Here is a 24,075-nt window from a genome sequence, read left to right as displayed (position 1 = left end):
TGCCCTGACCGGGCCGGGGCTCACCAGCCGGGGAGGAACAGGCAGAACGGGTGACCGGCGGGGTCCAGGCACACCCGGACGCCGTCCTGCGGCTGGAACCCGGCCACGGTCGCGCCGGCCTCGACGGCGAGCGCCACGGCCGCGTCGAGGTCGTCGACCTCGATGTCGAGGTGCAGCTGCATGCGAGGGTCGCCGGGCCCGGCCGGCCACACCGGCGGCACGTGCTGCTCCTCGCGCTGGAACGACAGGCCCGGCCCGCCGTCCGCGGGGCGCAGGGTCGCCCACTGCGGGTCGTCGTCGCCCAGCGGCCAGCCCAGCAGCCGCTGGTAGAACCGCGCCAGCCCCTGCGGGTCGGGGGTGTCGAGGACCGTCGCGGTCAGCGAGAACGACGGCATCAGCCCTCCCGACCGGACGACGGCTGCCGGCCGCCCAGACGCACGAACAGGCAGAACGGGTGGCCGGCCGGGTCGGCGTAGATCCGGACGTCCTCGTGCGGCTCGGTGTAGTGCGACAGCAGGCGGGCGCCGACGGCCTCCGCGTGTGCGCTCGCCGCGGCCAGGTCCGCGACCTCGAAGTCGAGGTGCTGCTGCATCTGCTGGGTGCCCCGCTCGGGCGGCCACACCGGCGGCACGTGGTCGGCCTCGAGCTGGAAGGACAGCCCCGGGCCGCCGTCCTCGGGGCGGAGCGTGGCCCACTCCGGGTCGTCGTCGCGCAGCGGCCAGCCGAGCAGCCTGCCGTAGAAGCGGGCCAGTCCCCGGGGATCGGGCGTGCCGAGGACGGCGGCGGTCAGGCGGATGGCCGGGGTCACGACTCGATCGTGAACAGCCGCGCTCCGTTGTGCCACAGGACGGCGCGCAGCCACTCCTCCCCCAGCTCCAGCCGGTGCAGCGCGGCCAACTGGTGGGCGTACGGGTACGGGATCGAGGGGAAGTCGCTGCCCAGCAGGACCTTGTCCCGCAGCCCGGCCAGCCGCGGCCGGTCGGCGGGGTCGAAGGGCATCAGCCGCTCGGTGAAGTCGGTGGCGAACATCGTGGTGTCCAGGTGCACCCGCTCGAACCGCTCGGCGAGGTCGAGGAACTCCCGGTACTCCGGCATGCCGAGGTGCGCGATGACCAGCCGCAGCCGCGGGTGGCGCTCGAGCAGGCCGGTCATCGGCTCCGGCCCGGTGTGCTCGCCGGCCAGCGGGCCCGAGCCGCAGTGGATGACCACGGGCGTCCCGGTCTCCTCCAGCCGCGCCCACACCGGGTCCAGCAGCGGGTGCCGCGGGTCGAAGGCGCCCACCTGCACGTGCACCTTGAACACGCGGGCGCCGCCGGCCAGCGCCTCGGCGACGTAGTGCGGCGCCTCCGGCTCGGGGTAGAACGTCGCCGACTGCAGCACCTGCGGGTGCGCGGCGGCGAACTCCGCCGACCAGTCGTTGAGCCAGGCGGCCATGCCCGGCTTGTGCGGGTAGGGCAGCGTGGGGAACGCCCGGACGCCGAGAGCCTCGAGGCGCGCCAGCCGCTCGTCGTCGGGCAGCGCGTACCGGATCGGCCAGGCCGCGCCGTAGTGGGTCTCGGCCGCCTCGAAGTACTGCCAGACCTTGGCCTGCACCCGCTCGGGAAGGAAGTGCACGTGCACGTCGACCAGGCCCGGCAGGCCCAGCTCCCGCCAGTACCGCGGGACGTCGGCGTCGTCGACCGGCGGCTGCAGAGCGCTCACCGCAGCGTGACCACGACCTTGCCGCGCACGTGCCCCTCGGCGACCAGGGCCTGCGCGTCGGCCACCTGCTCCAGCGGGAACGCCCGGGCGATCGGCACCCGCAGCTGGCCGGCGTCGGCCATCCGGCCGAGCTCCTCGAGGTCGTGGGTGTCGGGGCGGACGAAGACGTAGCGCCCGCCCATCGCCTTCACCGAGGGGTCGACGACGCTGGCGACGCGGGCCCGGTCGCGGACCTGCGCGGGCGCGTCGGCCAGCGTGTCCCCGCCGACGAGGTCGAGGACGGCGTCCACCGGCTCGGCCAGCTGGGCGCTGATCGGTCCGGCCGAGTAGTCGAGCACCTCGGCCACGCCGGCGTCGCGGAGGAAGCCGTGGTTGCGCGGGCTCGCCGTGCCGACGACGTGCGCCCCGAGCGCGACGGCGATCTGGACGGCGTTGAAGCCGACCCCGCCCGCGGCGCGGTGCACCAGCACCCGATCGCCCTCGCCGACGCCGAGCACCTCGGTGAGCGCCTGGTAGGCGGTGAGCCCGGCCAGCGGCAGCGCCCCGGCCTCGGCGAAGGACAGCGACTGCGGCCGGTGCGCCAGGCACCGCTGCGGGGCCGGCACGAACTCGGCCATGGCGCCCCACTGGACGTCGTCCCGCCGGATGTAGCCGAACACCTCGTCGCCGGGCGCGAAGTCGACCACCGCCGGGCCGGCCGCCTCGACCACCCCGGCCAGCTCCCAGCCCGGGACGATCGGGAAGTGGTGCGGGAAGGCACCGGCGAGGAATCCCTGCCGGATCGCCAGGTCGACGGGGTTGACCCCGGCGGCGTGCACCCGCACCAGCACGGTGTCCGGGCCGACCGGCGGGTCGGGCAGGTCGTCGCGGACGCTCAGGACGTCGAGGCCGCCGAACCGGTCGTACGCGGCACCCCGCATCAACGGCGGCCCTTCACGTACCGGCCGAAGGCACGCTGGATCTCGCGGCGGGAGTCCCGCTCGGCCATGTCCTGCCGCTTGTCGTAGGACTTCTTGCCCTTCGCCAGCGCGAGGGTGGCCTTGACCTTGCCGTCCTTGAAGTACAGGTCCAGCGGCACGAGGGTGAGGCCACCCTCCTTGGTCTTGCCGATCAGCTTGTCGATCTCCGACCGGTGCATGAGCACCTTGCGCTTGCGGCGCGGCGCGTGGTTGGTCCAGGTGCCCTGCGTGTACTCGGGGATGTGCACGTGCTGCAGCCACACCTCGCCGTCGTCCACCGTGGCGAACCCGTCGACGAGCGAGGCACGGCCCTCACGCAGGCTCTTCACCTCGGTGCCGGTGAGGACCAGGCCCACCTCGTAGGTGTCGAGGATCGAGTAGTCGTGCCGCGCCTTCTTGTTCTGGGCGATCAGCTTCCGCCCCTGTTCTCGCGGCATGTCCCCAGGTTAGCGCCGCACCGGGACCTTCCACCGCGCGTGTACCGGGCCTAACCTGCTACGACGCACGACCGCTCCACGCCACGGACGACCGGCCGGTCACCCTGGAGGAGCCGATGGCCGCAGCCGCAGGAGCCGGCGCCCCCGCCGATCCCGGCTGCCCCGTGCACACCACGTCGGCGTCGCGACGGGCGGGCGGGCCGACCGCCCCGGCCGCCGCCTCCCCCGGCGCCGCGATCCCGGGAGCCCCGGGCCGGTGGGCTCCCACACCCCGAGGAGAGGACCGTGGCCGAGTCGCGCCCTGAGACCGTGGGTGGCGGGGACGTCGCCACCGAGATCCCCAGCAGGAACCTGGCGCCGCTGAGGTACGCCGACCTGCCGGAGCCACTGCCCATGCGGAAGGTGCTCGGGCCGAGCGTGCTCCTGCTGGCGGGCGCGATCGGCTCGGGCGAGTACGTGCTGTGGCCCTACATCACCTCGCAGGTCGGGCTGAGCCTGGTCTGGCTGGTCGTGATCGGCGTCGGCACCCAGTACTTCCTCAACATGGAGATCGAGCGGTACACGCTGGCGACCGGGGAGACCGCGGTCACCGGCTTCACCCGGCTGTGGAAGGCCTGGGGCCCGCTGTTCATCGTGATGACGATCGTGCCGTGGGCGTGGCCCGGCTGGGCCACGGGCGGGACGACGACGCTCAGCTTCGTGCTGGGGTACTCCGAGGCGGCGATCCCCTACATCACGATCGGCGTCCTGCTGCTGATCGGCGCCGTCCTCACGGTGTCGCCGGTCGTCTACCGGACCGTCGAGAAGATCCAGTTCTTCTTCGTCGGGCTGATCGTCCTGTTCATGCTGTACGCGCTCGTCGCGCTGCTCGGCGCCGACGGCTACGCCGCGCTGGGCCGCGGGTTCGTCGAGGTCGGCCGGATCCCCGACGGGGTCCAGGCGATCGGCGCCGCCACCCTGCTGGGCGCGATCGCGTTCGCCGGCGCGGGCGGCTCGCTCAACCTCGTCCAGTCCAACTGGGCCCGCGACAAGGGCCTCGGTATGGGCGCGCGGCTGCCGAAGATCGTCTCGCCGATCACGGGCGAGGAGGAGGCCGAACCCTCGATCGGCTACTTTTTCCGCCGCGACGAGGGCAACATGCGGCGGTGGCGCGGCTGGTGGCGGGTCGCCGACCGCGAGCAGTTCGTGACCTTCTTCGTCGTCGGCGCGGTCGCGCTGCTGACCTTCATGGCGCTGACGTACGTGACCGTCGGGGTCGGCGGCTCGGCCGAGAGCTTCGACTTCATCCGGGTCGAGGGCGAGGCGCTGCAGGCGCGCCAGGGCGACTGGCTGGGGGTGACGTTCTGGCTGATCGGCACCGTCGTCCTGTTCTCCACCAACCTCGCGGTGCTGGACATGGTGGGACGGGTGACGGCCGACGTGCTCAAGACCGGGCCGCTGGCGGCCAGCACGACGTGGACCGAGAGCCGGATCTACTTCGCCACCGTGTGGGCCGAGATCGTGTTCGGGTCGGTCATCCTGCTGTCGGGGGTGACCCAGCCGCTGGTCCTGCTCGTCATCGCCTCGGCCCTGAACGGGCTGGTGATGTTCGTGTACTCGTGCCTGCTGATCCAACTGAACCGGCGGACGCTGCCCCGCGAGATCGGGCTGCGCGGTGGCCGGCTGGTGGCGATCGGCTGGGCCGTGCTGTTCTACGGCTTCTTCTCGGCCATCCTGCTGTGGGACCAGGCGGGCCAGCTGTTCGGGTGAGCCACCCGTGACACGGCGAGGGCGCCGACCCCACCGGGATCGGCGCCCTCGCCGGGACCGGCCGCGGACTACAGCCGCACGTACAGCCGCAGCGTGACGTAGGCGGCGATGCCGGCCAGGCCCACCCCGGCGGCGGCGATGATGGGGCTGATCGTGGCGATGGCGCCCCAGTCGACCGGCGGGATGATCCCGGCCTTGATCGGCCCGGCGAGGGTCTTGTCGACGAACAGCACCTTGGTCAGCACCAGACCGCCGACGGCGAGCAGCGCGCCGATCAGCCCGGCCAGCGCCGCCTCGAGGATGAACGGCAGCTGCGTGTACCAACGGGAGGCGCCGACCAGCCGCATGATGTTGGTCTCGTTGCGCCGGTTGAACGCGGCCAGCTGGATCGTGTTGGAGATCAGCAGCAGGGCGGCCAGCGCCTGGACGACGGCCACCGCGATCGTCGCGTTGCGGGCGCCGTTGAGCAGGCTGAACAGCCGGTCGAGGAAGTCACCCTCGTCGCGGACCTGGTCGACGCCGTTCTCCCCGTTGGGGAACTCCGCGGCGATGACCTCGTAGCGCTCGGGGTTGACCAGCTCGACGCGGAAGCTCTCGGGCAGCGCGTCCTGCGGGGTGTTCTCCACGAGCTCGGGCTGCTGGCTGAACTGCTGCTGGAAGCGCTCGTACGCCTCCGCCTTGGACTCGTAGAGGTAGCTGGCCACCTCGGGTGAGTCCTCGAGCTGCTGCTCGATCGCCGACCGCTGGTCGTCGGTGACGTCGTCGGCCAGGAAGATGGAGACCTGCACCTTGTCGTAGTAGATCTCCTTCATGTCGGAGATCATCCCGGCGATGAGCAGGCCGGTGCCCATGAGTCCGAGCGAGATGGCCGTGGTCAGGATCATCGCGACCGTCATGGTCAGGTTGCGACGCAGCCCGGTGGCCACCTCGGAGAGCACGAAGTTGACGCGCATGGATTCCCTGTCGTGAGTTCAGGCAGGCGGGGAGGCTCGACCGGTCAGCGGCCGACGCCGTAGACGCCGCGCGACTGGTCGCGGGTGAGCACGCCCCCGTTGAGCTCGATGACGCGGCGGCGCATCGAGTCGACGATGTGGTAGTCGTGCGTCGCCATGACCACGGTCGTGCCGGTGCGGTTGATCCGCTCCAGCAGCAGCATGATCCCCTCGCTGGTCTCCGGGTCGAGGTTGCCGGTCGGCTCGTCGGCGAGCAGCACCAGCGGCCGGTTGACGAACGCCCGGGCGATGGCGACGCGCTGCTGCTCACCACCGGAGAGCTCGGAGGGCAGCCGCTCGGCCTTGCCCTCCAGGCCGACCATCTCCAGCACCTCGGGGACGACGCGCTTGATCGTGCGCTGGGGCTTGTTGATGACCTCCAGCGCGAAGGCCACGTTCTGGGCCACGGTGCGGTTGCGCAGCAGGCGGAAGTCCTGGAAGACGCAGCCGATCGTGCGGCGCAGCTTGGGCACCTGCCACTTGCTCATCGAGTTCAGCGTCTTGCCGTTGACCTTGACCGTGCCCTTGGTGGGGTCGTCCTCCTTCAACAGCAGTCGCAGGAAGGTCGACTTGCCCGAGCCGGAGGAACCGATGAGGAAGACGAACTCCCCCTTGTCGATCTCCGTGGACACGTCATCGAGAGCCGGCCGGGAGCTCGCCGGGTACAGCTTGGTGACGTGTTGCAGTTCGATCACGAGGGGCCACGGTACCTTCCGCGAGGGGCATCCTGGTCTGTTCGCCACGGAACCGCCTGGACTCGGTATCCGCGCAGCGTGACGGGGACCTGCGACGTCCCAGGTCCCCCGTCACCCAGCGTGGCGTATTCCGCTCCACGCCGCGGGACCCCTGTGACGAACGGGACGCCTGGTGCCGCTCTCGGCGCCTTCGTTCAGCCGGCGGTGACACTGGCCGGCTTCCGCGCCACGGTCCGCTCCTCGCTCGCTGGCGCTCGCTGCGATGCTCCCGCGGCCGTCAGCCGGCGGTGACGCTGTCCTGCTGACGGCGCCACCGGATGCCGGCCTCGATGAAGCCGTCGATGTCGCCGTCCAGGACAGCGGCGGTGTTGCCCGTCTCCTGCTCGGTGCGCAGGTCCTTGACCATCTGGTACGGGTGCAGGACGTAGGAGCGCATCTGGTTGCCCCAGCTGCTGCCGCCCTCCCCCTTCAGCGCGTCCATCTCGGCCCGCTGCTCGGCCTGCCGCACCGCCAGCAGCCGCGCCTGCAGCACGCGCAGCGCCGCAGCGCGGTTCTGGATCTGGCTCTTCTCGTTCTGGCAGGAGACGACGATGCCGGTCGGCAGATGCGTGATGCGGACGGCGGAGTCGGTGGTGTTCACGCTCTGCCCACCCGGGCCGGAGGACCGGAAGACGTCGATGCGGATCTCGTTCTCCGGGATGTCGACGTGGTCGGTCTGCTCCACGACGGGCAGCACCTCGACGCCGGCGAAGGAGGTCTGCCGGCGTCCCTGGTTGTCGAACGGCGAGATGCGCACCAGCCGGTGCGTGCCCTGCTCCACCGAGAGGGTGCCGTAGGCGTAGGGCTGCTTGACCGCGAACGTGGCCGACTTGATGCCGGCCTCCTCGGCGTAGCTGACGTCGTAGATCTCGACGGGGTACTTGTGCCGCTCGGCCCAGCGCAGGTACATGCGCATGAGCATCTCGGCGAAGTCGGCGGCGTCGACCCCGCCGGCCTCCGAGCGGATGGTCACCAGCGCCTCGCGCGAGTCGTACTCGCCCGACAGCAGGGTGCGGACCTCCAGCTCGTCGATCGCCTTGCGCAGGCTCTCCAGCTCGCGCTCGGCCTCGGCCAGCGTGGCGTCGTCGCCCTCCTCGGCGGCCATCTCGTGCAGCAGGCCCACGTCGTCGAGCCGGCTGCGCAGCTCCTCCACCCGGCGCAGGTCGCCCTGCAGGTAGGAGAGCTTCGAGGTGAGCGCCTGCGCGGCCTCGACGTCGTTCCACAGGTCGGGCGCGGCGGCCTGCTGCTCGAGGTCGGCGACCTCGCGGCGGAGGCGGTCGACGTCGAGGACCGCCTCGATCGACCTCAGGGTCGTGTCGAGCTCGTCCAGGACGACGGAGAAGTCAGCGGCCACGTCGACCCAGGGTAGTGCGCTCCCGCGGGGGTACGGAGTGCGGCATGACCGATCCCCGGCGGCGACCGCGGTCGCGGGAGGACTACGAGCGCGGCCTGCCCGACCACCACGACCCCACGGCCGGTCTCGCCGGCGCGCCACCGGCGCAGTCGGCCCTGACCCTGCGGCTGGTGCTGGCCGCCTTCGGCCTGGTCGTCTGCGTCGTCGGCGGCGTCCTGTGGCTGGCCGCCGGCCTGCCGGGATGGGCCGCCGCCGTGCTGTTCGTGCTCGCCGCCGTCGCGCTGGTCGACCTGGTGGTGGTGGTGCGGCGCAAGCGGCGCGGCGAGCCCGGCTGAGGCGCGCCGCCGGTCAGCCGGACGCGCTGCCGGCCGTCCTCCGCGCCGCCACCCACGGCGCGACCTCCTCGGCCGGCATCGGCCGGGCGATGTGGAAGCCCTGGGCGAGGGGGCACTCCAGCTGCGCGGCCAGCTCGAGCTGCTCGGCGGTCTCCACCCCCTCGACCAGGGTGCGCATGCCGCAGGCCCGGGCCAGGGCCACGACGGCGGCGATCGCGGCGGCCGCCGGACCGCGGCGCCCCTCGGGGAAGGTGGTCAGGCTGCGGTCGACCTTGAGGATCCCGGCGGGGATGGCGACCAGCTGGCTGAGCGACGAGTAGCCGCTGCCGAAGTCGTCGATGCACACCTCGACCCCCCGGCGGCGCAGCTGGGCGAACTGGGCGGCGGCCCGGTCGGCGTCCTCGGCCACCGAGCTCTCCGTCAGCTCCACGACCAGCTGCTCGGGTGGCAGCCCGGAGTCGGCCAGCGCGTCCTCGACGTCGCGGACCAGGGTGCCGGTGGAGAAGTGCCCGGCGCTGATGTTCACGCCGGTCACCAGCCGCAGGCCGGTGCGTCCCCACGCCGCGGCCTGCCGCGTCGCCGCGCGCAGCACCCAGCGGGCGACCGGCGTCATCAGGTCGTGCTGCGCGGCGATCGGGAGGAAGTCCGCGGGCGGGAGCAGCCCGCGCTGCGGGTGCTCCCAGCGGACCAGCGCCTCCACCCCCGTGATCCGCCCGGTCGGCAGGTGCAGGACCGGCTGGTAGTGCAGCACGAGCTGGTCGTCGAGGACCGCCTCCCGCAGCTCGTTGGCGACGGTGGCCCGCCGCTGCGCGGCGGTGCGCAGGTCGGCGGTGAACAGCCGGACCCGGTTGCGGCCGGCCGCCTTGGCCGCGTACATGGCGAGGTCGGCGTCGCGGACCAGGTCGGTGGAGCGCAGCGGTGGACCGGGGTCCGGGGCGGTGGCGATGCCGATGCTCACCCCCAGCCGGACCATCCGGCCGCCGAGGTCGAAGGGCCGGTCGATGCTGGCGCGGCAGCGGTCGGCCAGCGCCTCGGCGCCCGCGGTGTCGCACTCCCGGCACAGGACGACGAACTCGTCGCCGCCGAGCCGGCCCACGGTGTCGCCGGCGCGGGTGCTGCCGGTCAGCCGGCCGGCGATCTGGCGCAGGAGGTCGTCGCCGGCGTCGTGCCCGAGGGAGTCGTTGACGTCCTTGAACCCGTCGACGTCGAGGAAGAGCACCGACACCGGGCCGCGGTCGAGCCGCTGCAGCTCGGCGTCGATCAGCTCGTGCAGGTGCGCACGGTTGGGCAGCTCGGTGAGGGTGTCGTGGCGGGCCCGCCAGTCCGAGGCCCGCTCGGCCCGGACCCGCGAGGTGACGTCGGTGTGGGTGACGACGACCTGCCCGGCCTGGTCGACCCGGGACGCCTGCAGGTGGTACCAGCGGGTGCCGTCGGCGCGCTCCAGGGCGTAGTCGGCCTGCACCGAGGCGCACTCGCCGCGGGAGAGCGCCCGGAGCCGGTCGATGAGGGACTCCGAGCCCGAACCGGCGCTCAGCCGCCGGGCCATGGCGTAGTAGTCGTCGTCGAGGCCCAGCCGGACCCGGTCGTCGTCGAGCAGTGGCGCGGCGGTCTGCCAGGCGGTGTTGGCCAGCAGCACCCGGCCCTGGGCGTCGATCAGCAGCGTCGGCGAGGGCAGCGCGTCGAGGACCGCCTCGACCGCGACAGCCGAGCTGCTGGACCCGCCGACGCGGCGACGCACGTCCACCGGCAGCTGGTGTGGCACCGCTGGTCCTGGCACGCGTTCTCCTGCCGTCTGCCGGTCACCGCCACCGGTGACCACTCCGTCGCTTCCCCTCGGCCGGCGCGACCGCCGGGACAGCTCCGTCATACCCAGTCCCCCCGACCGGCTGACGACCGGGTCAGCGCTCCGGTTCCCGCGTCTCGGCGACCACCCACCGCAGGTAGTCCGGCGACCCGTCGACCAGCGGCAGCGCGATGACGCAGGGGACGTCGTACGGGTGCAGCTCGGCGGTGCGGGCCACCACGGCCGGCACCAGCGACCGGCGGGTGTGCAGCGCGACCCGGGCCTCCGGCTCGTCGTGCACCTCGCCCTCCCACCGGTACACCGAGCGGATCGCGGCCAGCTGGTGCCCGCAGGCGGCGAGCCGCTCCTCCACCAGCGTCCGGGTGTAGCCGGCCAGCCAGTCGGCGTCGGCACCGGTGACGACGACCTCGCAGCAGTCCTCCACGTGCCCATCCTCGCTCCCGGCGCGCGGGTGGACCGGTCGCCGCGCGGGGTAGTCCCCCGCCATGAGCGACGAGATGACCGTCCGGGTCGACAGCGAGGAGTACGTCCTGCGGTCCGAGGGCAGCAGGCTGCGTGTGGGCCGCCGGGTCGCCGGCGAGGTCAGCTGGCTCGACGACGTCGACCCCGCCGTCCTGCCCGAGGACGCGCGGGCGGCACTGGAGCGCGGCGAGACCGGGGACGAGGCGCTGCGCACGGCGCTGCGCGGGATCGTGCAGGCCGAGGTGCAGCGCGGCGGCTGACCGGCGTCGTCCGGATCAGCCGGCGACCAGCTCGGCGGCGCCCGCCGGCCACCACTGGCCGGCGGGCGGCGCGCCCCGGCAGGAACCGTCGGAGTCACCGGGCTGCTTGACCCAGAGCAGCGCGTCGACCCGCTCGTGGTCGACCGACGTGCTGGGCTGCGCACCCAGCCGCCGCCCGGGCGGGTTGCACCAGCGGTCCTCGTCCGACCCGGTCTCCGGCACCGGGCCGGCGCCGTTGCGGCTGGTGTCGATGACGAAGTGGATGGCGGGGGCCCCGGGCGCCGCGCCTCGCTCGAGCTCCCGGGACAGGGCCAGCCCGTACTCGGCGCTGACCTCGGTGGTCTCGAAGTTGGCGACGTTCAGGGCGAAGCCCTCCGCCTGGTCGATGCCGCTGCGCCGCAGGGCGTCGGCGAGCGCAGGCAGGTCGGGGATCCAGCTGGCGTTGCCGGCGTCGAGGTAGACGCGGGCCTGCGGCTGGCGGTCGAGGATCGCCACGGCCTGGGCCAGCGCCTCGAAGCGCGCCTCGGGGTCGACGCCCGCGCAGCCCACGACGGCGTGCGCGACGGCGTCCGGCTCCAGCACGACGAGAGCGGGCCGGTCGCCGAGGGCCGCGGCGAAGCTGCCGATCCAGCTCAGGTACTCGTCGACGCCGGCCGCGCCCCCGGCGGAGTACGAGCCGCAGTCGCGTCCCGGCACGTTGTAGGCCACCAGGACGGGCAGCTGCCCGGCGGCGGCAGCGGCCTGGGAGACCTCGAGCACCGCCTCGTAGGGGTTGGCCGGCGTGGCGATCCAGGTGGCGGCGGGCTGCTCGGCCAGCGGGGCGAGGGCGTCGGCGTCGGCGGTCCGGCCCTCCGCGAGCGCCTGTTCGACGGCGAGGGGGCCGTGCCCCTCCGGGTTGACCCACAGCTCGCCCGCCAGCCGGTCGGTGTCCTGGACGACGGCCGGTGCCGGTGGGCCCTGGTCGGGCCCGGCCGTCGAGGCGCCGGTGCAGGCGACGGTCGCGCCCGCCGCGGCGGCCAGGACCACCGTCCGCACGGATCGCCGCAGCGAGGTCCGCCGGCTCATGCCACGTGCACCCATCGCGCCGGGGAGGGGACACCCTCGCTGTCGAGCACGACGAGCATGTACCAGCCGGACGGCGTCAGACCCTCCTCGGCCGGGACGGCCAGGTCGAAGGTCCCCGACCCGCCGGACCCGCAGCAGCCGTCCGGGCAGTGCCCCTGCGGCTCCTGGGCGGTCGGGGCGTCCTCGCCCGCCGGGCAGCCGGCACCGGGGGTCACGTGGAGGGCGATGGAGCGCTGCTCGGGGTCGGTCTGGTGGGTCACGGCACTGGGCCGCAGCAGCCGGGCCCCGGCGACGTCCACGCCCGCGGTGGACACGCGGAAGGTGCTTCCGCGGGTGATCTCGGTCGGTGCGGAGGTGAGGGCCGGACGCTCCCCGGCGAACAGGTACGGCGGGGAGTAGATCTCGATCCGCGTCTCGAACCGCCCGGGGATGGTGTTCTCCTCGTCGGAGAACAGCGGGTCCGAGCCCATGGTCATGACCCGCCCGTCGGGCAGCAGCACCGCGGTCGCGTGGTAGTTGCGCCCCACCTCGTTCGGCGCCGCCGGCAGTGTCTCCCCCGTAGCCGGGTCGAACAGCCTCGTCAGGTGCAGGTCGCTCTGCGAGTTGCCGCGGTAGCCCACCGAGCCACCGGTGAGCAGGGTGCGGTCGTCGGGCAGCGTGACGGCGTTGATGTAGCGGGCGGGGCTCGGGTAGTCGCTCAGCGGGACGTACCGCGGCTCCGGGTCGGTGAGGTCGACGACGTCGAACCGGGCCGTCGACTCCTCGCTGTCGCCGACCCCGCCACCACCGACGATGGCCACCCGCTGGTCCTGCGCCGGCGCGAGCAGGAACGAGGTGGCGGTCTCGTTGAAGCCGGGGTCTGCGAGCCCCTCGACGTCGGTCCAGGAGTTGTCGCGGAGGTCCCAGATCCCCGGCTGGCGCCCCTCCAGGTGCGAGCCGTAGCCGGTGTTGGCGCCGCTGTAGAACAGCCGGTGGCCGTCGACGAGCCGGAAGAGGTGGGGGTAGGTCGGGAAGTAGCGCTCCAGGTCCGGCCGCTCCTCCCAGGTCCGGGTGGCCGGGTCGTAGACCTCGTTGGCCCCGTCGATGACGACACCGTGCTCGTCGAGGCCGGAGACGGCGAGCACCTCGCCACCCTCCAGCCCGACCAGCGTCGGGTACCAGCGCGACTCGGTCAGCCGGCCGGTCCGCCGGTAGGTCTCGGTGGCGACGTCGAACTCGTAGGAGGCGTCGAGGCCGCGGTAGTTCTGCTTGTCGAGGGTGAGGCTGTCGGCCTGGCCGTAGACGTCGTTGCGCCGGTCGGGCGCGACGTCCCGGATCTGGAACTGCCGGCTGCCGGTGACGACGTAGGCGTCGCCCTCCTCCTCGGCCTCGACCCACACCGTCTGCGCGCCGGCCATCCGGCTGCCGTCGGGCATGGTGTGCGCGGGCGGCACCGTGACGTCCTCGGTCGACCGGTAGGTGTTGCCGCCGGCGGTGAAACGGGTGCCGGCGGGCAGGGTGACCGGGCCGCCGTCGCGCTCGTTCTTCACGGTCATGACGCCGGCCGCCCGGCTCACGTCCGCGGCGAGGACCTCGTACTCCCGGGTGCCGCCGGCGATGAGCAGGTTGCCGTTGGGCAGGTACGCGTGCCCGGAGCAGAAGAGGTCCTCCGGGGTGGGGACCTCCTTCGACTCCCCGGTCACCGGGTCCCACACGATGGTCCGGAACGTGCCCGCCTCGAAGTCCCGGGCGTTGTTGCCCGACCCGGCGATCAGCAGCACCTTGCCGGTGTACAGCAACGCGGCGTGGATGGCCTGGACGCGGTACTCCTCGGGCAGCTCGATGGTCTCCCAGGAGCCGTACTGCGCCTTGTAGTCGGGACGGCTGCGCTGGAAGTCGGTGTAGGCGTCCTGCGCGACCGCGGTCACGACCGGGCCGTTCGCCGCCACCAGCCCGGCCGCCGTGGCGACGACGAGGGCGGCGTTGCGCAGCCGGCGCATCGGCCGTGGCTTGCGGCGGGTCATCGGGTGCTCTCCTGCGTCAGGGGGACGGGTGCGGCGTGGTTGCCGACGAACGTGACGGCCGGCGTGCGGTCACCGTCGACGAGGTCGAGGGCAGGGACGCCGGGCCCCGGCCGGGACGGCGTCGGGACGGGCCGGTGGAGGCGCTCGCGCACCCGGCCGGTGGCCCAGATCGCGACCGGCAGCAGGCAGGCCGCCAGGCTCAGCACCGCCCAGACGCGGATCTCGGGGTGGGTGTGCCCCCACAGCTCCGACAGCACGAGGGCCACGACGAGCAGGGCGGCCCACCGCAGGTGCTTGGCGAACGAGCTCACCCGGTCACCGCTGACCGTGCCCTTGCGGGTGACGGCGAAGTTGATGTCGCGGTTGCGGATCGCCGCCCACAGCGCGCTCACGTACACCGGCGTCGACAGGACCGACACGAGCATGCCGCTGATGCCCGAGGAACCCTCCTCCTCGTGCGGGCTGACGTTGTGCCGGCGGTTCCAGAAGTAGACGGCGACCTGGAGCACCGCGGCGTTGGCGTAGAGCATCACCCACAGCTGCGCGGAGACCAGCAGGCCGGCCACGCCGGTGAGCAGGTAGGCGACCAGGTTGGAGATGCCCAGCACCCAACTGATCGCGGTCGCCGGGTAGAAGGCCATGAGCAGCCTGTAGTGCGCCCGCCGCCAGGACGACATCCCGCGGGACGCCGTGCGGAACCGGCGCAGGACGACGTCGTCGGTGCCGCGGGCCCAGCGGCCCTGCTGGGTGAAGTAGTCGCGCCAGGTCGAGGGCCCCTCGCCGACCGCCAGGACGTCCGGGGTGTAGACCGACTTCCAGGGCGCCCCGGTCTCCGGGTTCACGCTGGCGTGCCAGACGACGCTGGTCGCGGCGTCCTCGGTGATCGAGTCCTGCAGCCCGCCGATGGCGCGCAGCGCCGACAGGCGGACGGCGTTGTTGGTGCCGACGAACATGGCCGTCGTGAACCGGTTGGCGGCCCGCTGCAGCACGCTGTGGAACAGGTACTGCTGAGACTCGGCGGCGCGGGTGACGAAGTTGTCGTAGTTGCCGTACACCTGCGGGCCCACGACGAAGGCGACGTCGGGATCGTGGAAGTAGCCCATGAGCCGCTCGGCGAAGTTGGGCAGCGGCACGTGGTCGGAGTCGACCGACACCCAGAAGTCGTAGTCGTCCCCGTGGGCGTCCAGCCAGGCGTTGTAGTTGCCGTGCTTGGTCTTGGTCTTGTGCCGTCCGGTGCTCTGGTTCCACTCCGGCACGCGGTGCCGGGTGAAGTGGCGGACGCCGAGCTCAGCGCACATGGCCCGCACGTCGGGGGCGTCGCCCTCGTCGAGCAGCCAGACGTCGAACGTGCCGTCGTACCGGACGGCGACGGCGGCCTCGAGGGTCCGGCGCACCATCTCCAGCGGTTCCTTGCTCGGCACGATGGTGGTGAGGAAGGCGACGCGCCGGCCGGTCACCGGCGTCATCGGGATCGGGTCGCGCGCGTTCAGGGTCGCCACCGCGAGGGTGAACACGTTGACCAGGCGCAGGACCTCGATCACCGCGATGCTGCCGATGAGCCCCACGGCCAGGACCGACTGCCAGTCGCCGGTGAACACCGGGTAGTGCACCGGGCGCAGCAGGAAGGACAGGAACACGAACTCGAAGACGAGGGCGGCGCTGACCAGCAGCCAGGCCCGGACGCGAGCCGTGCCCCGGGTCACCGGCCGGAACCGGACGCGGCGGTCCTCCGGCGGCTCCTGCACCGGACCGGCGAGCTCGCTGAAGTCGGCGTAGGGGTAGGTCGGCTGGGCGGCGGGCTCAGCCACGCCGGGACGTGACCACGGGGCTGCCTCCTTCCTGGGAACCGGTCAGCCGGAGGGCGGCCGGGGACTCCGCAGCACGGAGTTCGGGGGCGGACGAGGGCATGGGAGGACCTTCGGTACGGCGAGACGGCACGGGGTGCAGGCGGGCGTGCTCCGGAGCGGGACCGGTCAGCAGGGGCCGGCGGGAGCCGCGCGGCGCAGGGCTGCGGTCCGCGACGGGAGCGCGGACGGCGCCCCTCACGCCGGCGTGCTCAGCGCGTGGCGGCCACTCGCGTGGGTGGACGGGGGCGCGCGGCGCGGGTCATGGTTCTCCTGCTCAGGCGGGTCGGCCCTGACAGGACGGCGGTCTCGCCACTCGTTCCCCGGATGGTCTGGCGACCGTCTTCTCCCCCGAGCACCGATGCGGCGGCGGTGGGACCACCCGGATCTCAACGTCGTCCTGGCACGTGATCACGTGCCGTGACCGACGTTAGTCACGTGCGATCACGCAGAGCTACCCACTTCGAGTGGTTCACCCGGACGGGCTACATCGCAGCGCGTCGACTCGGCCGCGCACCGTCACCGGTACGCGGGGACGCATCGCCGGGGTGAGACGTTGACCAGCACAGCAGCCCACACATCCGTCGGTCACGTGCCTCGCAGCGCCCAGCAGTGCCAGCGGTCACGGCTACCGTCGGTGACGGACGCGAGGTGGCCCGGTGTCACGCAAGGTGACCTCCGGACGGGTGACCGGCTCAGGCCGCGCGGCGGGCCGTGGCGGGCGGGGTCGCGGTGACCTCCATCGGCGGGCGGCCGGGCGCCGTCAGCGTCGTCGTCCCCTCCGGGGCCGGCCCGCGCGCCGAGCCGCCGGCCGCCGGGCGCCGGAGGGCGTGGTCGCGACGACACCGTCCGGCGGCAGGAGCGCGTTCCCGGCGTCGAGGTCGTCGCCGTGGGTGTCGTGGGTGAGCCGGACGGTCCCCGCCGGGCGGGTGCTCACGGGGTGCCGGCGACCTCCGGGCGCCCCGGCCGCGCGTGCTCCACGGCCCACTCGAGCACGGAGTCGGCGATCTCCTCCCAGCCGGGCTGGGAGGGCAGCAGGTGCGCGTAGCCGGCGTACTCCCGGATCTCGGTGACGGTGTGCGGGGACCGGTAGTGCTTGGCGTTCGACCGCTGCACGCTCGGCGGCATGAGGCGGTCCTCGCCGCCGGAGACGAACATCAGCGGCGCCCGGTCGTCGTTGGCGTAGTCGACCGCGGCGTCCTGGGGACCCGGCATGAAGTTGGCCAGCACCGAGCTCCACAGGATCCGGCCGGACGCCGGGATCGCGTACCGCTCGTAGAGCCGGCGCGACTCCTCCTCGCTGAACGTGTTGGTGAACGCGTAGTGCCACTGCTCGTGGGTCAGCGGCACCGCCCGGTGCCGGTTGGCCGGGTTCTTGAACGCGACGAACGTCGAGCGCAGCTGCGACAGCGGCAGCACCCGCACCCCCTCGGTCGGGGCGGAGTTGAGCACGACGCCGACCGCACCGTGACCGCGGTCGAGCAGCAGCTGCACCAGCGTGCCCCCGGCGGAGTGGCCGATGAGGATCGGCGGCCGGTCCAGCTCGCCGATCACCGACTCCAGGTGCGCGACGATCTCCGGGAGGGTCAGCTCGGCGATCGGCGTGGGGTCGGCGTTGAGCGCCTCCACCTCGACCTCGAAGCCCGGGTAGGCCGGGGTGAGCACCCGGTAGCCGCGGGCCTCGTAGCGCGCCTTCCACTCCTCCCAGCTGCGCGGGGTCACCCAGAACCCGTGCACCAGGACGATGGTGTCGGGGGCGCCGTCGGCCGGGCGGCCCTCGGCGCGCGGGGTGGGGATCGCGTCGCTCACGTCGTCCTCCTGTCAGGCCCGCGCGAAGGCGAGCAGGTCGGCGGTGAACTCCTTCTCGTGGGCGCCGGTCAGGCCGTGCGGCTGGCCCGGGTAGACCTTGAGCTCGGCGCTCTTGAGCAGCTCCGCCGTCTTCGGCGCGGAGTCATGGAACGGCACGATCTGGTCGTCGTCGCCGTGCGCGACCAGCACCGGGACGTCGATGCGGGCCAGGTCCTGGGTGAAGTCGGTCTCGCTGAACTCGTGGATGCAGTCGTGGGCGCCCTTGAGGCCGGCCATCATGCTCATCCGCCAGAAGTCGTCGAGCTGGCCCTGGCTCACCTGGCTGCCGGGGCGGTTGGCGCCGTAGAACGGGATGGCGAGCTGCCGGTAGTACTCCGAGCGCCCGCCGAGGACGCCGGCACGGATCTCGTCGAAGGCCTCCAGCGGCGTGCCCTCGGGGTTGGCGTCGGTCTTGAGCATCAGCGGGGGGATCGCCCCGAGCAGCACGGCCTTCGCGACCCGCCCGGTGCCGTGGCGGCCCAGGTACCGGGTGACCTCGCCGCCACCGGTGGAGTGCCCGACCAGGATCACGTCGCGCAGGTCGAGCAGTTCGAGGAGCGCGGCGAGGTCGTCGGCGTAGGTGTCCATGTCGTTGCCGGTCCACGGCTGGCCCGACCGGCCGTGCCCGCGGCGGTCGTGCGCCACGGCGCGGAAGCCGTGGGAGGCCATCGCGAACAGCTGGCCGTCCCAGGCGTCGGCGCACAGGGGCCAGCCGTGGCTGAACACCACCGGCTGCCCCGATCCCCAGTCCTTGAAGAAGATGTCCGTGCCGTCGGAGGTCGTGAAGGTGCTCATCGCGCAGCTCCCGTCGGATGGTCTCGGGCTCCCTCCGCGCGGAGCCTGGCAGGACGCCGTCCGGGCTGCTGGCCCCTGGCTGCACACCTCCGGCCCCTGCGTGCACGGACGGACGTGGTCCGGCGGCCCTTCTCCGCGGGGGCCCGGCCCTGCCAGACTCGGCGGGCGTTTCGTCGGCTCCGCGCGCGTGCGCCCGAAGGGGACCCGATGCTCCTGCTCGACACCGCCCGGTTGCCGCCGGAGGACCGGCCCGCCGCCTTCCGCGCCGCCTTCGGCCAGGCCTCGGTCCCCTGCCGGATCGAGCACCTGGGCCCGAGCCGGGAGCTGCGCACCCGCATGCACCTGTGGCAGTACGGCACCACCAACCTGTTCACGACCGACTCGACCGGGTTCTCGCTGGTGCGCACCGAGCGGCACGTCCGCATGGCGAGCACCCCCGTGGTGGCGCTGGCCGTGCAGTCCAGCGGGGTGGGCCGGTTCAGCCAGTTCGGCACCGACCGGCTGGTGCGCCCCGGTGAGCTGATGGTCAACGACCTCGCCGAGCCCTACGCGTTCTCCTGGTCGGGCTCGGGCGGCTCGCGGGCCTTCCAGGTGTCGACCGAGCAGCTCGGGCTGCCCGTCGCCGTCGTCCGTGCGGCGGCTCCGCGGCTGCGCGCCAGCCCGCTGCACGACCTGGTGCGCGACCACCTCGTGCGCCTGACCCGGGACGCCGACCGCATCGCCGGGGACCCCGGCGCGGCCACCGTGGGGACGGCGACGACCGAGCTGGTGCGCGCGCTGCTGCTGTCGGCGGCGGCCCCCGACCGGCCGACACCGGCGGCGCCCGCCGAGACCACGGTGACCCGGGTGCTGGCCGACGTCCGCCGGCGGCTGACCGACCCCGGGCTCACCCCGGAGCGGATCGCCGCGGCGCACAACGTCTCGGTGCGGCAGCTGTACAAGGAGTTCGCCGAGGCGGGGCTGAGCCTGGAGCAGACGGTGATCGCCGAGCGGCTGGAGCTGGCGCGCTCGATGCTGGCGTCGCCGTCGGGACGGCGGCGGTCGATCGCGGCGACGGCCCGCTCCTGCGGCTTCACCGACCCCAGCCACTTCACCCGGCGGTTCCGGGCCGCGTTCGGGACGACCCCCCGGGAGTGGCAGCGGTCCACCCCCGGCTGAGGCCGGTCAGGTCCGCGGCAGCTCCGCGGCGCCGGTGCCGGAGCGCTGGCCGAGCAGCAGCAGCTCGGCGTCGGTGGCCTCCAGCGGGTGGGCGAACAGGTATCCCTGGCCGCGGCCGCACCGGCCGTCGAGCAGCATGGCCCGCTGCGCCTCCGACTCGATGCCCTCGGCGACGACCTCCAGGTCCAGGGCGCGGCCGAGGTCGACCAGGCCGCGGACGATCGGCGGCATCTCGCCGTCGCCGGTGATCGTGGCGACGAAGGACCGGTCGATCTTGAGCACGTCGACGGCGAACTGCTGCAGGTGGCCCAGCGACGAGTAGCCGGTGCCGAAGTCGTCGAGGGCGACCCGCACGCCCAGGGCCCGCAGCGCGGTGAGCGACGCGGCGGCGCGCTCGGGGTCGCCGACGAGCGCGGTCTCGGTGACCTCCAGGACCAGCGCCGACGCCGGCAGGCCGCTGGCGGTGAGCGCGCCGCTCACCTGGTCGAGCAGGTCCGGCGCGGTGAGCTGCACGGCCGAGACGTTCACCGACATGGTGGTGTCCGCGGCGGCGCGGTGCTCCCGGCGCCAGTCGGCGGCGGTCCGGCAGGCCTCGCGCAGCACCCAGCCGCCGATCTCCCCGATGAGGCCGAGGTCCTCGGCGACCGGGACGAAGCGAGCCGGCGGGACGGCGCCCAGGGTGGGCGACTGCCAGCGCAGCAGCGCCTCGAAGCCGAGCACCCGCTGGTCGGCCAGGTTGACGACGGGCTGGTAGACCAGCCGGAACTGCTCGGCGGCGAGCGCCCCGGACAGCTCCTGCTCCAGCCGGCGGCGCTCGACGGCGGCCGTGCGCATGCCCGGGTCGAAGACGACGGAGCGCCCGCGCCCGGACACCTTGGCCGCGTACATGGCGATGTCGGCGTCCCGGACCAGTGACTCCCCCGTCGCGTCCGCGGTGGCGACGGCGATGCCGACGCTGCCGCTGATCGTGACCCGCTGGCCGGCCAGCTCCATCGGCCGGGCCAGGGCGGCGAGCACCCGGTCGGCCGTGACGCCGGCCGGCGCCACGCCGTCGCCGGCGGATTCGACCAGGACGGCGAACTCGTCGCCACCGAGCCGGGCGACGGTGTCCCCGGCGCGGACCGTCGACCGCAGCCGGTCGGCCACCTCCCGCAGCAGCGCGTCGCCGGCCTGGTGGCCGAGGGTGTCGTTGACCGCCTTGAAGCCGTCGAGGTCGATGAAGACGACCGCCGCGGCGCCGTCCCCCCGGGCGCGGCGGTGCAGTGCCTGGCCGACCCGGTCGGCGAACAGCGCGCGGTTGGCCAGGCCGGTGAGGGCGTCGTGGAAGGCCTGGTGGGTCAGCGCCTCCTCGGCGCGCTTGCGGTCGGTGATGTCGGTCATGTGGACGACGACGCCGCCGACGTCCGGGTCGGTGCTGAGGTCGGCGAGCCGGACGCCCAGCCAGCGCTCCTCGCCGCCGCGGCGGCACCGCAGCTCGGCGTCGACGACGGCGCCGTCGGCGGCCACCGCCTGCGCGAACACGCGACGGGCCTCGTCGCCGTCGACGCCGGACAGCCGCACGATGTCGCCGGCGGTCGGCACGGCGGGCGCGTCCGCGCCCAGCACGCTGCGCAGGGCGGCGGGGTCGCCGAGCAGCCGGCCGTCGGCGGAGACGACCGCGACGGCGTCCGAGGAGTGCCGGGCCAGGGCCGCGCTGTACCGCTGCTGGGAGCCGACGAGGGCGCGGGCGGCGGCCGCGGCGCGCAGCAGCCGGGCCACCCGCACGAACACCAGGAGGGTCAGCACCGAGGTGCCGCCGAAGACGGTCACCGGCGCGTTCGTGGCGCCCGTGACGTCGCGGGACACCTCGAGGCCGGCGGGCACCAGCAGGGCGCCGAGGCTGACCGCGAGCCGGGCCAGCGACGGGACGGCCTCGACCGGCTCCGCGGCGCCCTCCGGGCCACCGCGGACACCGGCGGCGGCGGCCAGCAGCAGCGCGCCGAGCAGCCACCCGGTGTCGAACCACACGCTGGCGACCTCGGGGTCGGCCATCAGCAGGAACCCCAGGTCTGAGGCGAGCCAGCAGGCGGCGCCGGCCGCGACCGCCAGCGGTGCGCGCTCCCCGCGGGACCGGGTGCTGACCAGCCGGAACACCAGGCCGATGAAGGCGGCGTCCAGCGCCGGGTAGAGCGCCCAGACGACGCGGGTCAGCACCGGGAGGGAGCTGTCGGTCACCGTGCCGGCGACCGACAGCTGCCAGACGAGCATGAGCACCGCGATGAAGACGCCGGTCCCGTCGAGCCAGCCGTCGAGCTGCTGCCCCCGGGAGCGGCCGCGGGTGTTCGCCATCCGCCACAGGCCGAGGGCGAGCGCGAGGTAGCCGGCGAGGTAGGCGACGTCGGCGACGGAGATGTCGGGCACCGACCCGGTCCAGCTGTAGAGGAACCACACCGCGTCCCCCGCGGTGGTGAGGGTGACGCCGAGGGCGACGAGCACGGCGGCCGACCGCAACCCCTGCCGCAGCGCACCCCACCAGGCCGCGCCCGAGGCCACGGCCATCACGGCGAGGTAGACCGCGTCGGCCGCACTCGTCCCGTAGACCGCGGGGTAGACCGCCAGGACGGCGACGACCAGCAGCAGGCCACCGGCGGACGACGGCCGGCGCCGGCCGCCCCGCTGGAGCACTCGTGCACGCACTCGGCACCGCCTCTTCCTCGTCGGGTGCCGAGGGGATCGACGCGACCGGGGCCGCGCTGTACGGGCGGGCCGGGGTTCTCACCCCCCGGGGTGACCCACCCCACCGGGTGCCGACGGGTCCTCGTCCGCGGTCAGCAGCTGCTCCAGCGCCACGTCCCGCGGCCCGGTCCTCCGGCCGGGCCGCGACGACGCTGGTCAGCCGCCGGTGTCGGGACGGGCACCGTGCGTGCCCACCCGCCCGATGGTTGTGACGTACACCACAACTGTCGGTCGTCCCGGTGGTAGAACCGCGCCGCGGACCGACCGAGGGGAGCCAGGGCATGACCATGACCGAGGAGTCGCAGACGGCGACCGCGGAGCACGTGGAGCACGTCGACGTGCTCATCGTGGGCGCGGGGATCTCCGGCATCGGCGCCGGCTACCACCTGCTGACCCAGCGCCCGGGGACGAGCTTCGTCATCCTCGACGCCCTCGACGGCTCGGGCGGGACGTGGTGGACCCACCGCTTCCCCGGCGTCCGCTCCGACAGCGACCTGTTCACCTTCGGCTACCGGTTCAAGCCCTGGCGCGGCCCGTCGATCGCGACGTCGGAGGAGATCCTCGCCTACCTCGACGAGGTCGTCGCCGAGAACGGCCTGGACCGGCACATCCGCCACCGCCACGAGGTGACCGCGGCGACCTGGTCGACCGACGACCGCCGCTGGACTGTCGAGGTCACCCGCGGCGACACCGGCGAGCAGCTGCGCTTCACCACCGGCTTCCTGTGGATGTGCCACGGCTACTACAAGCACAGCGAGCCGCACCGCCCACAGTGGCCGGGCATGGACCGGTTCCAGGGGACCGTCGTCCACCCCCAGAAGTGGCCCGCGGACCTCGACCACGCCGGCAAGCGGGTCGTGGTGATCGGCTCCGGCGCGACCGCGGCGACGGTGGTGCCGGCGATGGCGGAGACCGCCGCGCACGTGACCATGCTGCAGCGGTCGCCGACGTACTTCATCGCCCGGCCGAAGACGCACGAGCTGGCGACGACGCTGCGGGCGCTGGACGTCCCCGAGGAGTGGACCCACGAGATCCTCCGGCGGCAGCACATCGCCGAGTTCAGCGAGCTGGCCCGGATGTCCTACGAGGCGCCCGAGGAGCTGCGGGCGTTCCTCATCGAGTCGATGCGCCCGCAGCTGCCCGAGGGCTACGACATCGAGAAGCACTTCACCCCGACCTACCGGCCGTGGCAGCAGCGGATCGGCGTCCTGCCCGACGGCGACCTGTTCACCGCGATCCGCGAGGGCCGGGTCTCGGTGGTCACCGACACCATCGACACGTTCACCGAGACCGGCATCCGGGTCTCCTCCGGCGAGGTGCTCGAGGCCGACATCGTGGTGTCGGCCACCGGCTTCGACCTCAGCGTCTTCGGCGGCATCGCGTTCACCGTGGACGGCGAGCCGGTCGACTTCTCCGGCACGGTGACCTACCGCGGGCTGATGTTCACCGGCGTCCCGAACCTGGCCTACGTCTTCGGCTACTTCCGGCACAGCTGGACGCTGCGGGCCGACCTGATCGCCGACTTCGTCTGCCGGCTGCTGGCGCACATGGAGGAGCAGGGGGCGACGATGGTCGTCCCGACGCTGCGGGACGACGAGGTCGACATGCCGCGCCGGCCGTGGGTGGACCCGGAGAACTTCAACCCCGGCTACCTGGCCCGATCGATGCACCTGATGCCCACGCAGGGCGACCGCGAGCCGTGGGTGCACCTGCACGAGTACTACGAGGAGCGCGACATCCTCCCCGCCGCCGACCTCGACGACGGCGCTCTCCTCTACAAGTGAGGTAGCCGGCCGCGAGCCCCGACCGGCACACCCTCCTGCCGGGTGCTCGTGCTCTGCCCACGGTGCTGGGCAGAGC

General features: G+C 73.5%; 21 protein-coding genes. 5 read left to right on the top strand and 16 right to left on the bottom strand.

All coding sequences use genetic code 11. The annotated features are described in order from the left end of the window. Positions 1-20 precede the first annotated feature (20 nt). The 5 genes from ACI79D_RS17735 to smpB are packed head-to-tail and all read right to left on the bottom strand — an operon-like array spanning position 21 to position 3,097. Positions 21-395 carry a VOC family protein gene (locus tag ACI79D_RS17735; RefSeq protein ID WP_456919772.1) on the bottom strand — a complete coding sequence of 125 codons (375 nt, stop codon included), beginning with the start codon at positions 393-395 and terminating at the stop codon, positions 21-23. Then, the gene (locus ACI79D_RS17730) at positions 395-808 is read right to left on the bottom strand and encodes a VOC family protein (protein ID WP_456919771.1); all 414 of its coding nucleotides are present in this window, start codon (positions 806-808) and stop codon (positions 395-397) included. The genes ACI79D_RS17735 and ACI79D_RS17730 overlap by 1 nt, the downstream gene beginning before the upstream one ends. Further along, on the bottom strand, positions 805-1,701 hold the full coding sequence (locus ACI79D_RS17725) for an amidohydrolase family protein (RefSeq protein ID WP_456919770.1): 897 nt from the start codon (positions 1,699-1,701) through the stop codon (positions 805-807). Before ACI79D_RS17725 ends, ACI79D_RS17730 begins: the two co-directional genes overlap by 4 nt. Continuing rightward, positions 1,698-2,621, bottom strand: a complete 924-nt coding sequence (locus tag ACI79D_RS17720; RefSeq protein WP_456919769.1) for an NADP-dependent oxidoreductase — start codon at positions 2,619-2,621, stop codon at positions 1,698-1,700. The genes ACI79D_RS17725 and ACI79D_RS17720 overlap by 4 nt, the downstream gene beginning before the upstream one ends. Further along, positions 2,621-3,097: an SsrA-binding protein SmpB gene (gene smpB / locus ACI79D_RS17715; RefSeq protein WP_456919768.1), complete on the bottom strand. Its 477-nt coding sequence runs from the start codon at positions 3,095-3,097 to the stop codon at positions 2,621-2,623. The genes ACI79D_RS17720 and smpB overlap by 1 nt, the downstream gene beginning before the upstream one ends. Positions 3,098-3,382: 285 nt before the next feature. Here smpB and ACI79D_RS17710 point away from each other — a divergent pair, with 285 nt between their 5' ends. Then, positions 3,383-4,846, top strand: a complete 1,464-nt coding sequence (locus ACI79D_RS17710) for an Nramp family divalent metal transporter (RefSeq protein ID WP_456919767.1) — start codon at positions 3,383-3,385, stop codon at positions 4,844-4,846. A gap of 68 nt (positions 4,847-4,914) precedes the next feature. Here the strand turns inward: ACI79D_RS17710 and ftsX are convergent, their stop codons facing one another. The 3 genes from ftsX to prfB all read right to left on the bottom strand — a co-directional run bounded on the left by ftsX (position 4,915) and on the right by prfB (position 7,926). Next, positions 4,915-5,799, bottom strand: a complete 885-nt coding sequence (gene ftsX / locus ACI79D_RS17705) for a permease-like cell division protein FtsX (protein WP_456919766.1) — start codon at positions 5,797-5,799, stop codon at positions 4,915-4,917. A gap of 44 nt (positions 5,800-5,843) precedes the next feature. Continuing rightward, entirely contained in the window at positions 5,844-6,533 is a 690-nt protein-coding gene (gene ftsE, locus ACI79D_RS17700; protein ID WP_456919765.1) for a cell division ATP-binding protein FtsE, read from the bottom strand. Between the two features lie 277 nt (positions 6,534-6,810). After that, positions 6,811-7,926, bottom strand: a complete 1,116-nt coding sequence (gene prfB / locus ACI79D_RS17695; RefSeq protein WP_456919764.1) for a peptide chain release factor 2 — start codon at positions 7,924-7,926, stop codon at positions 6,811-6,813. 44 nt (positions 7,927-7,970) lie between these two features. Between prfB and ACI79D_RS17690 the strand changes: the two genes are divergently transcribed. Beyond that, positions 7,971-8,261, top strand: a complete 291-nt coding sequence (locus tag ACI79D_RS17690) for a DUF6343 family protein (RefSeq protein ID WP_456919763.1) — start codon at positions 7,971-7,973, stop codon at positions 8,259-8,261. A 13-nt stretch (positions 8,262-8,274) separates the two neighbouring features. On the opposite strand, the gene ACI79D_RS17685 is transcribed toward ACI79D_RS17690, so the two are convergent. Then, complete coding sequence (locus tag ACI79D_RS17685) at positions 8,275-10,038, bottom strand: putative bifunctional diguanylate cyclase/phosphodiesterase (RefSeq protein WP_456919762.1); 1,764 nt, start codon at positions 10,036-10,038, stop codon at positions 8,275-8,277. 121 nt (positions 10,039-10,159) lie between these two features. After that, complete coding sequence (cutA, locus tag ACI79D_RS17680) at positions 10,160-10,489, bottom strand: divalent-cation tolerance protein CutA (RefSeq protein ID WP_456919761.1); 330 nt, start codon at positions 10,487-10,489, stop codon at positions 10,160-10,162. Between the two features lie 61 nt (positions 10,490-10,550). On the opposite strand from cutA, the gene ACI79D_RS17675 reads away from it, so the two are divergent. Continuing rightward, a complete protein-coding gene (locus ACI79D_RS17675) occupies positions 10,551-10,787 on the top strand; it encodes a hypothetical protein (protein WP_456919760.1) in 237 nt (78 codons plus the stop codon). 15 nt (positions 10,788-10,802) lie between these two features. On the opposite strand, the gene ACI79D_RS17670 is transcribed toward ACI79D_RS17675, so the two are convergent. The 5 genes from ACI79D_RS17670 to ACI79D_RS17650 all read right to left on the bottom strand — a co-directional run bounded on the left by ACI79D_RS17670 (position 10,803) and on the right by ACI79D_RS17650 (position 18,342). Continuing rightward, positions 10,803-11,852 (bottom strand): glycoside hydrolase family 6 protein, encoded by a 1,050-nt coding sequence (locus ACI79D_RS17670; RefSeq protein WP_456919759.1) that lies wholly within the window; start codon positions 11,850-11,852, stop codon positions 10,803-10,805. Continuing rightward, positions 11,849-13,855 (bottom strand): galactose oxidase-like domain-containing protein, encoded by a 2,007-nt coding sequence (locus tag ACI79D_RS17665; protein WP_456919758.1) that lies wholly within the window; start codon positions 13,853-13,855, stop codon positions 11,849-11,851. Before ACI79D_RS17665 ends, ACI79D_RS17670 begins: the two co-directional genes overlap by 4 nt. Then, complete coding sequence (locus ACI79D_RS17660) at positions 13,852-15,663, bottom strand: glycosyltransferase family 2 protein (RefSeq protein ID WP_456919757.1); 1,812 nt, start codon at positions 15,661-15,663, stop codon at positions 13,852-13,854. Before ACI79D_RS17660 ends, ACI79D_RS17665 begins: the two co-directional genes overlap by 4 nt. A 969-nt stretch (positions 15,664-16,632) precedes the next feature. Beyond that, positions 16,633-17,508: an alpha/beta hydrolase gene (locus tag ACI79D_RS17655; protein ID WP_456919756.1), complete on the bottom strand. Its 876-nt coding sequence runs from the start codon at positions 17,506-17,508 to the stop codon at positions 16,633-16,635. A gap of 12 nt (positions 17,509-17,520) precedes the next feature. Then, positions 17,521-18,342 carry an alpha/beta fold hydrolase gene (locus tag ACI79D_RS17650; RefSeq protein WP_456919755.1) on the bottom strand — a complete coding sequence of 274 codons (822 nt, stop codon included), beginning with the start codon at positions 18,340-18,342 and terminating at the stop codon, positions 17,521-17,523. A gap of 207 nt (positions 18,343-18,549) precedes the next feature. Between ACI79D_RS17650 and ACI79D_RS17645 the strand changes: the two genes are divergently transcribed. Continuing rightward, positions 18,550-19,500, top strand: coding sequence for a helix-turn-helix domain-containing protein (locus ACI79D_RS17645; protein ID WP_456919754.1), 951 nt, complete (start codon positions 18,550-18,552; stop codon positions 19,498-19,500). Positions 19,501-19,506: 6 nt separating this feature from the next. On the opposite strand, the gene ACI79D_RS17640 is transcribed toward ACI79D_RS17645, so the two are convergent. Continuing rightward, entirely contained in the window at positions 19,507-22,176 is a 2,670-nt protein-coding gene (locus tag ACI79D_RS17640; protein WP_456919753.1) for a putative bifunctional diguanylate cyclase/phosphodiesterase, read from the bottom strand. Between the two features lie 320 nt (positions 22,177-22,496). Here ACI79D_RS17640 and ACI79D_RS17635 point away from each other — a divergent pair, with 320 nt between their 5' ends. Next, on the top strand, positions 22,497-23,999 hold the full coding sequence (locus ACI79D_RS17635; protein ID WP_456919752.1) for a flavin-containing monooxygenase: 1,503 nt from the start codon (positions 22,497-22,499) through the stop codon (positions 23,997-23,999). Positions 24,000-24,075 lie beyond the last annotated feature (76 nt).

The organism is Geodermatophilus sp. SYSU D00708 (assembly GCF_054050115.1).
Note: the sequence above shows the minus strand (reverse complement) of the source record. Positions and strands in the feature narration are given on the sequence as shown.

What these genes read in the sequence shown, in the direction of transcription:
- ACI79D_RS17650 (WP_456919755.1), bottom strand. Translation starts at nt 18,342, where the DNA reads ATGAGCACCTTCACGACCTCCGACGGCACGGACATCTTCTTCAAGGAC.
- ftsX (WP_456919766.1), bottom strand. Translation starts at nt 5,799, where the DNA reads ATGCGCGTCAACTTCGTGCTCTCCGAGGTGGCCACCGGGCTGCGTCGC.
- ACI79D_RS17635 (WP_456919752.1), top strand. Translation starts at nt 22,497, where the DNA reads ATGACCATGACCGAGGAGTCGCAGACGGCGACCGCGGAGCACGTGGAG.
- ACI79D_RS17690 (WP_456919763.1), top strand. Translation starts at nt 7,971, where the DNA reads ATGACCGATCCCCGGCGGCGACCGCGGTCGCGGGAGGACTACGAGCGC.
- ACI79D_RS17670 (WP_456919759.1), bottom strand. Translation starts at nt 11,852, where the DNA reads ATGAGCCGGCGGACCTCGCTGCGGCGATCCGTGCGGACGGTGGTCCTG.
- smpB (WP_456919768.1), bottom strand. Translation starts at nt 3,097, where the DNA reads ATGCCGCGAGAACAGGGGCGGAAGCTGATCGCCCAGAACAAGAAGGCG.
- ACI79D_RS17645 (WP_456919754.1), top strand. Translation starts at nt 18,550, where the DNA reads ATGCTCCTGCTCGACACCGCCCGGTTGCCGCCGGAGGACCGGCCCGCC.
- ACI79D_RS17735 (WP_456919772.1), bottom strand. Translation starts at nt 395, where the DNA reads ATGCCGTCGTTCTCGCTGACCGCGACGGTCCTCGACACCCCCGACCCG.
- ACI79D_RS17675 (WP_456919760.1), top strand. Translation starts at nt 10,551, where the DNA reads ATGAGCGACGAGATGACCGTCCGGGTCGACAGCGAGGAGTACGTCCTG.
- ACI79D_RS17665 (WP_456919758.1), bottom strand. Translation starts at nt 13,855, where the DNA reads ATGACCCGCCGCAAGCCACGGCCGATGCGCCGGCTGCGCAACGCCGCC.
- ACI79D_RS17720 (WP_456919769.1), bottom strand. Translation starts at nt 2,621, where the DNA reads ATGCGGGGTGCCGCGTACGACCGGTTCGGCGGCCTCGACGTCCTGAGC.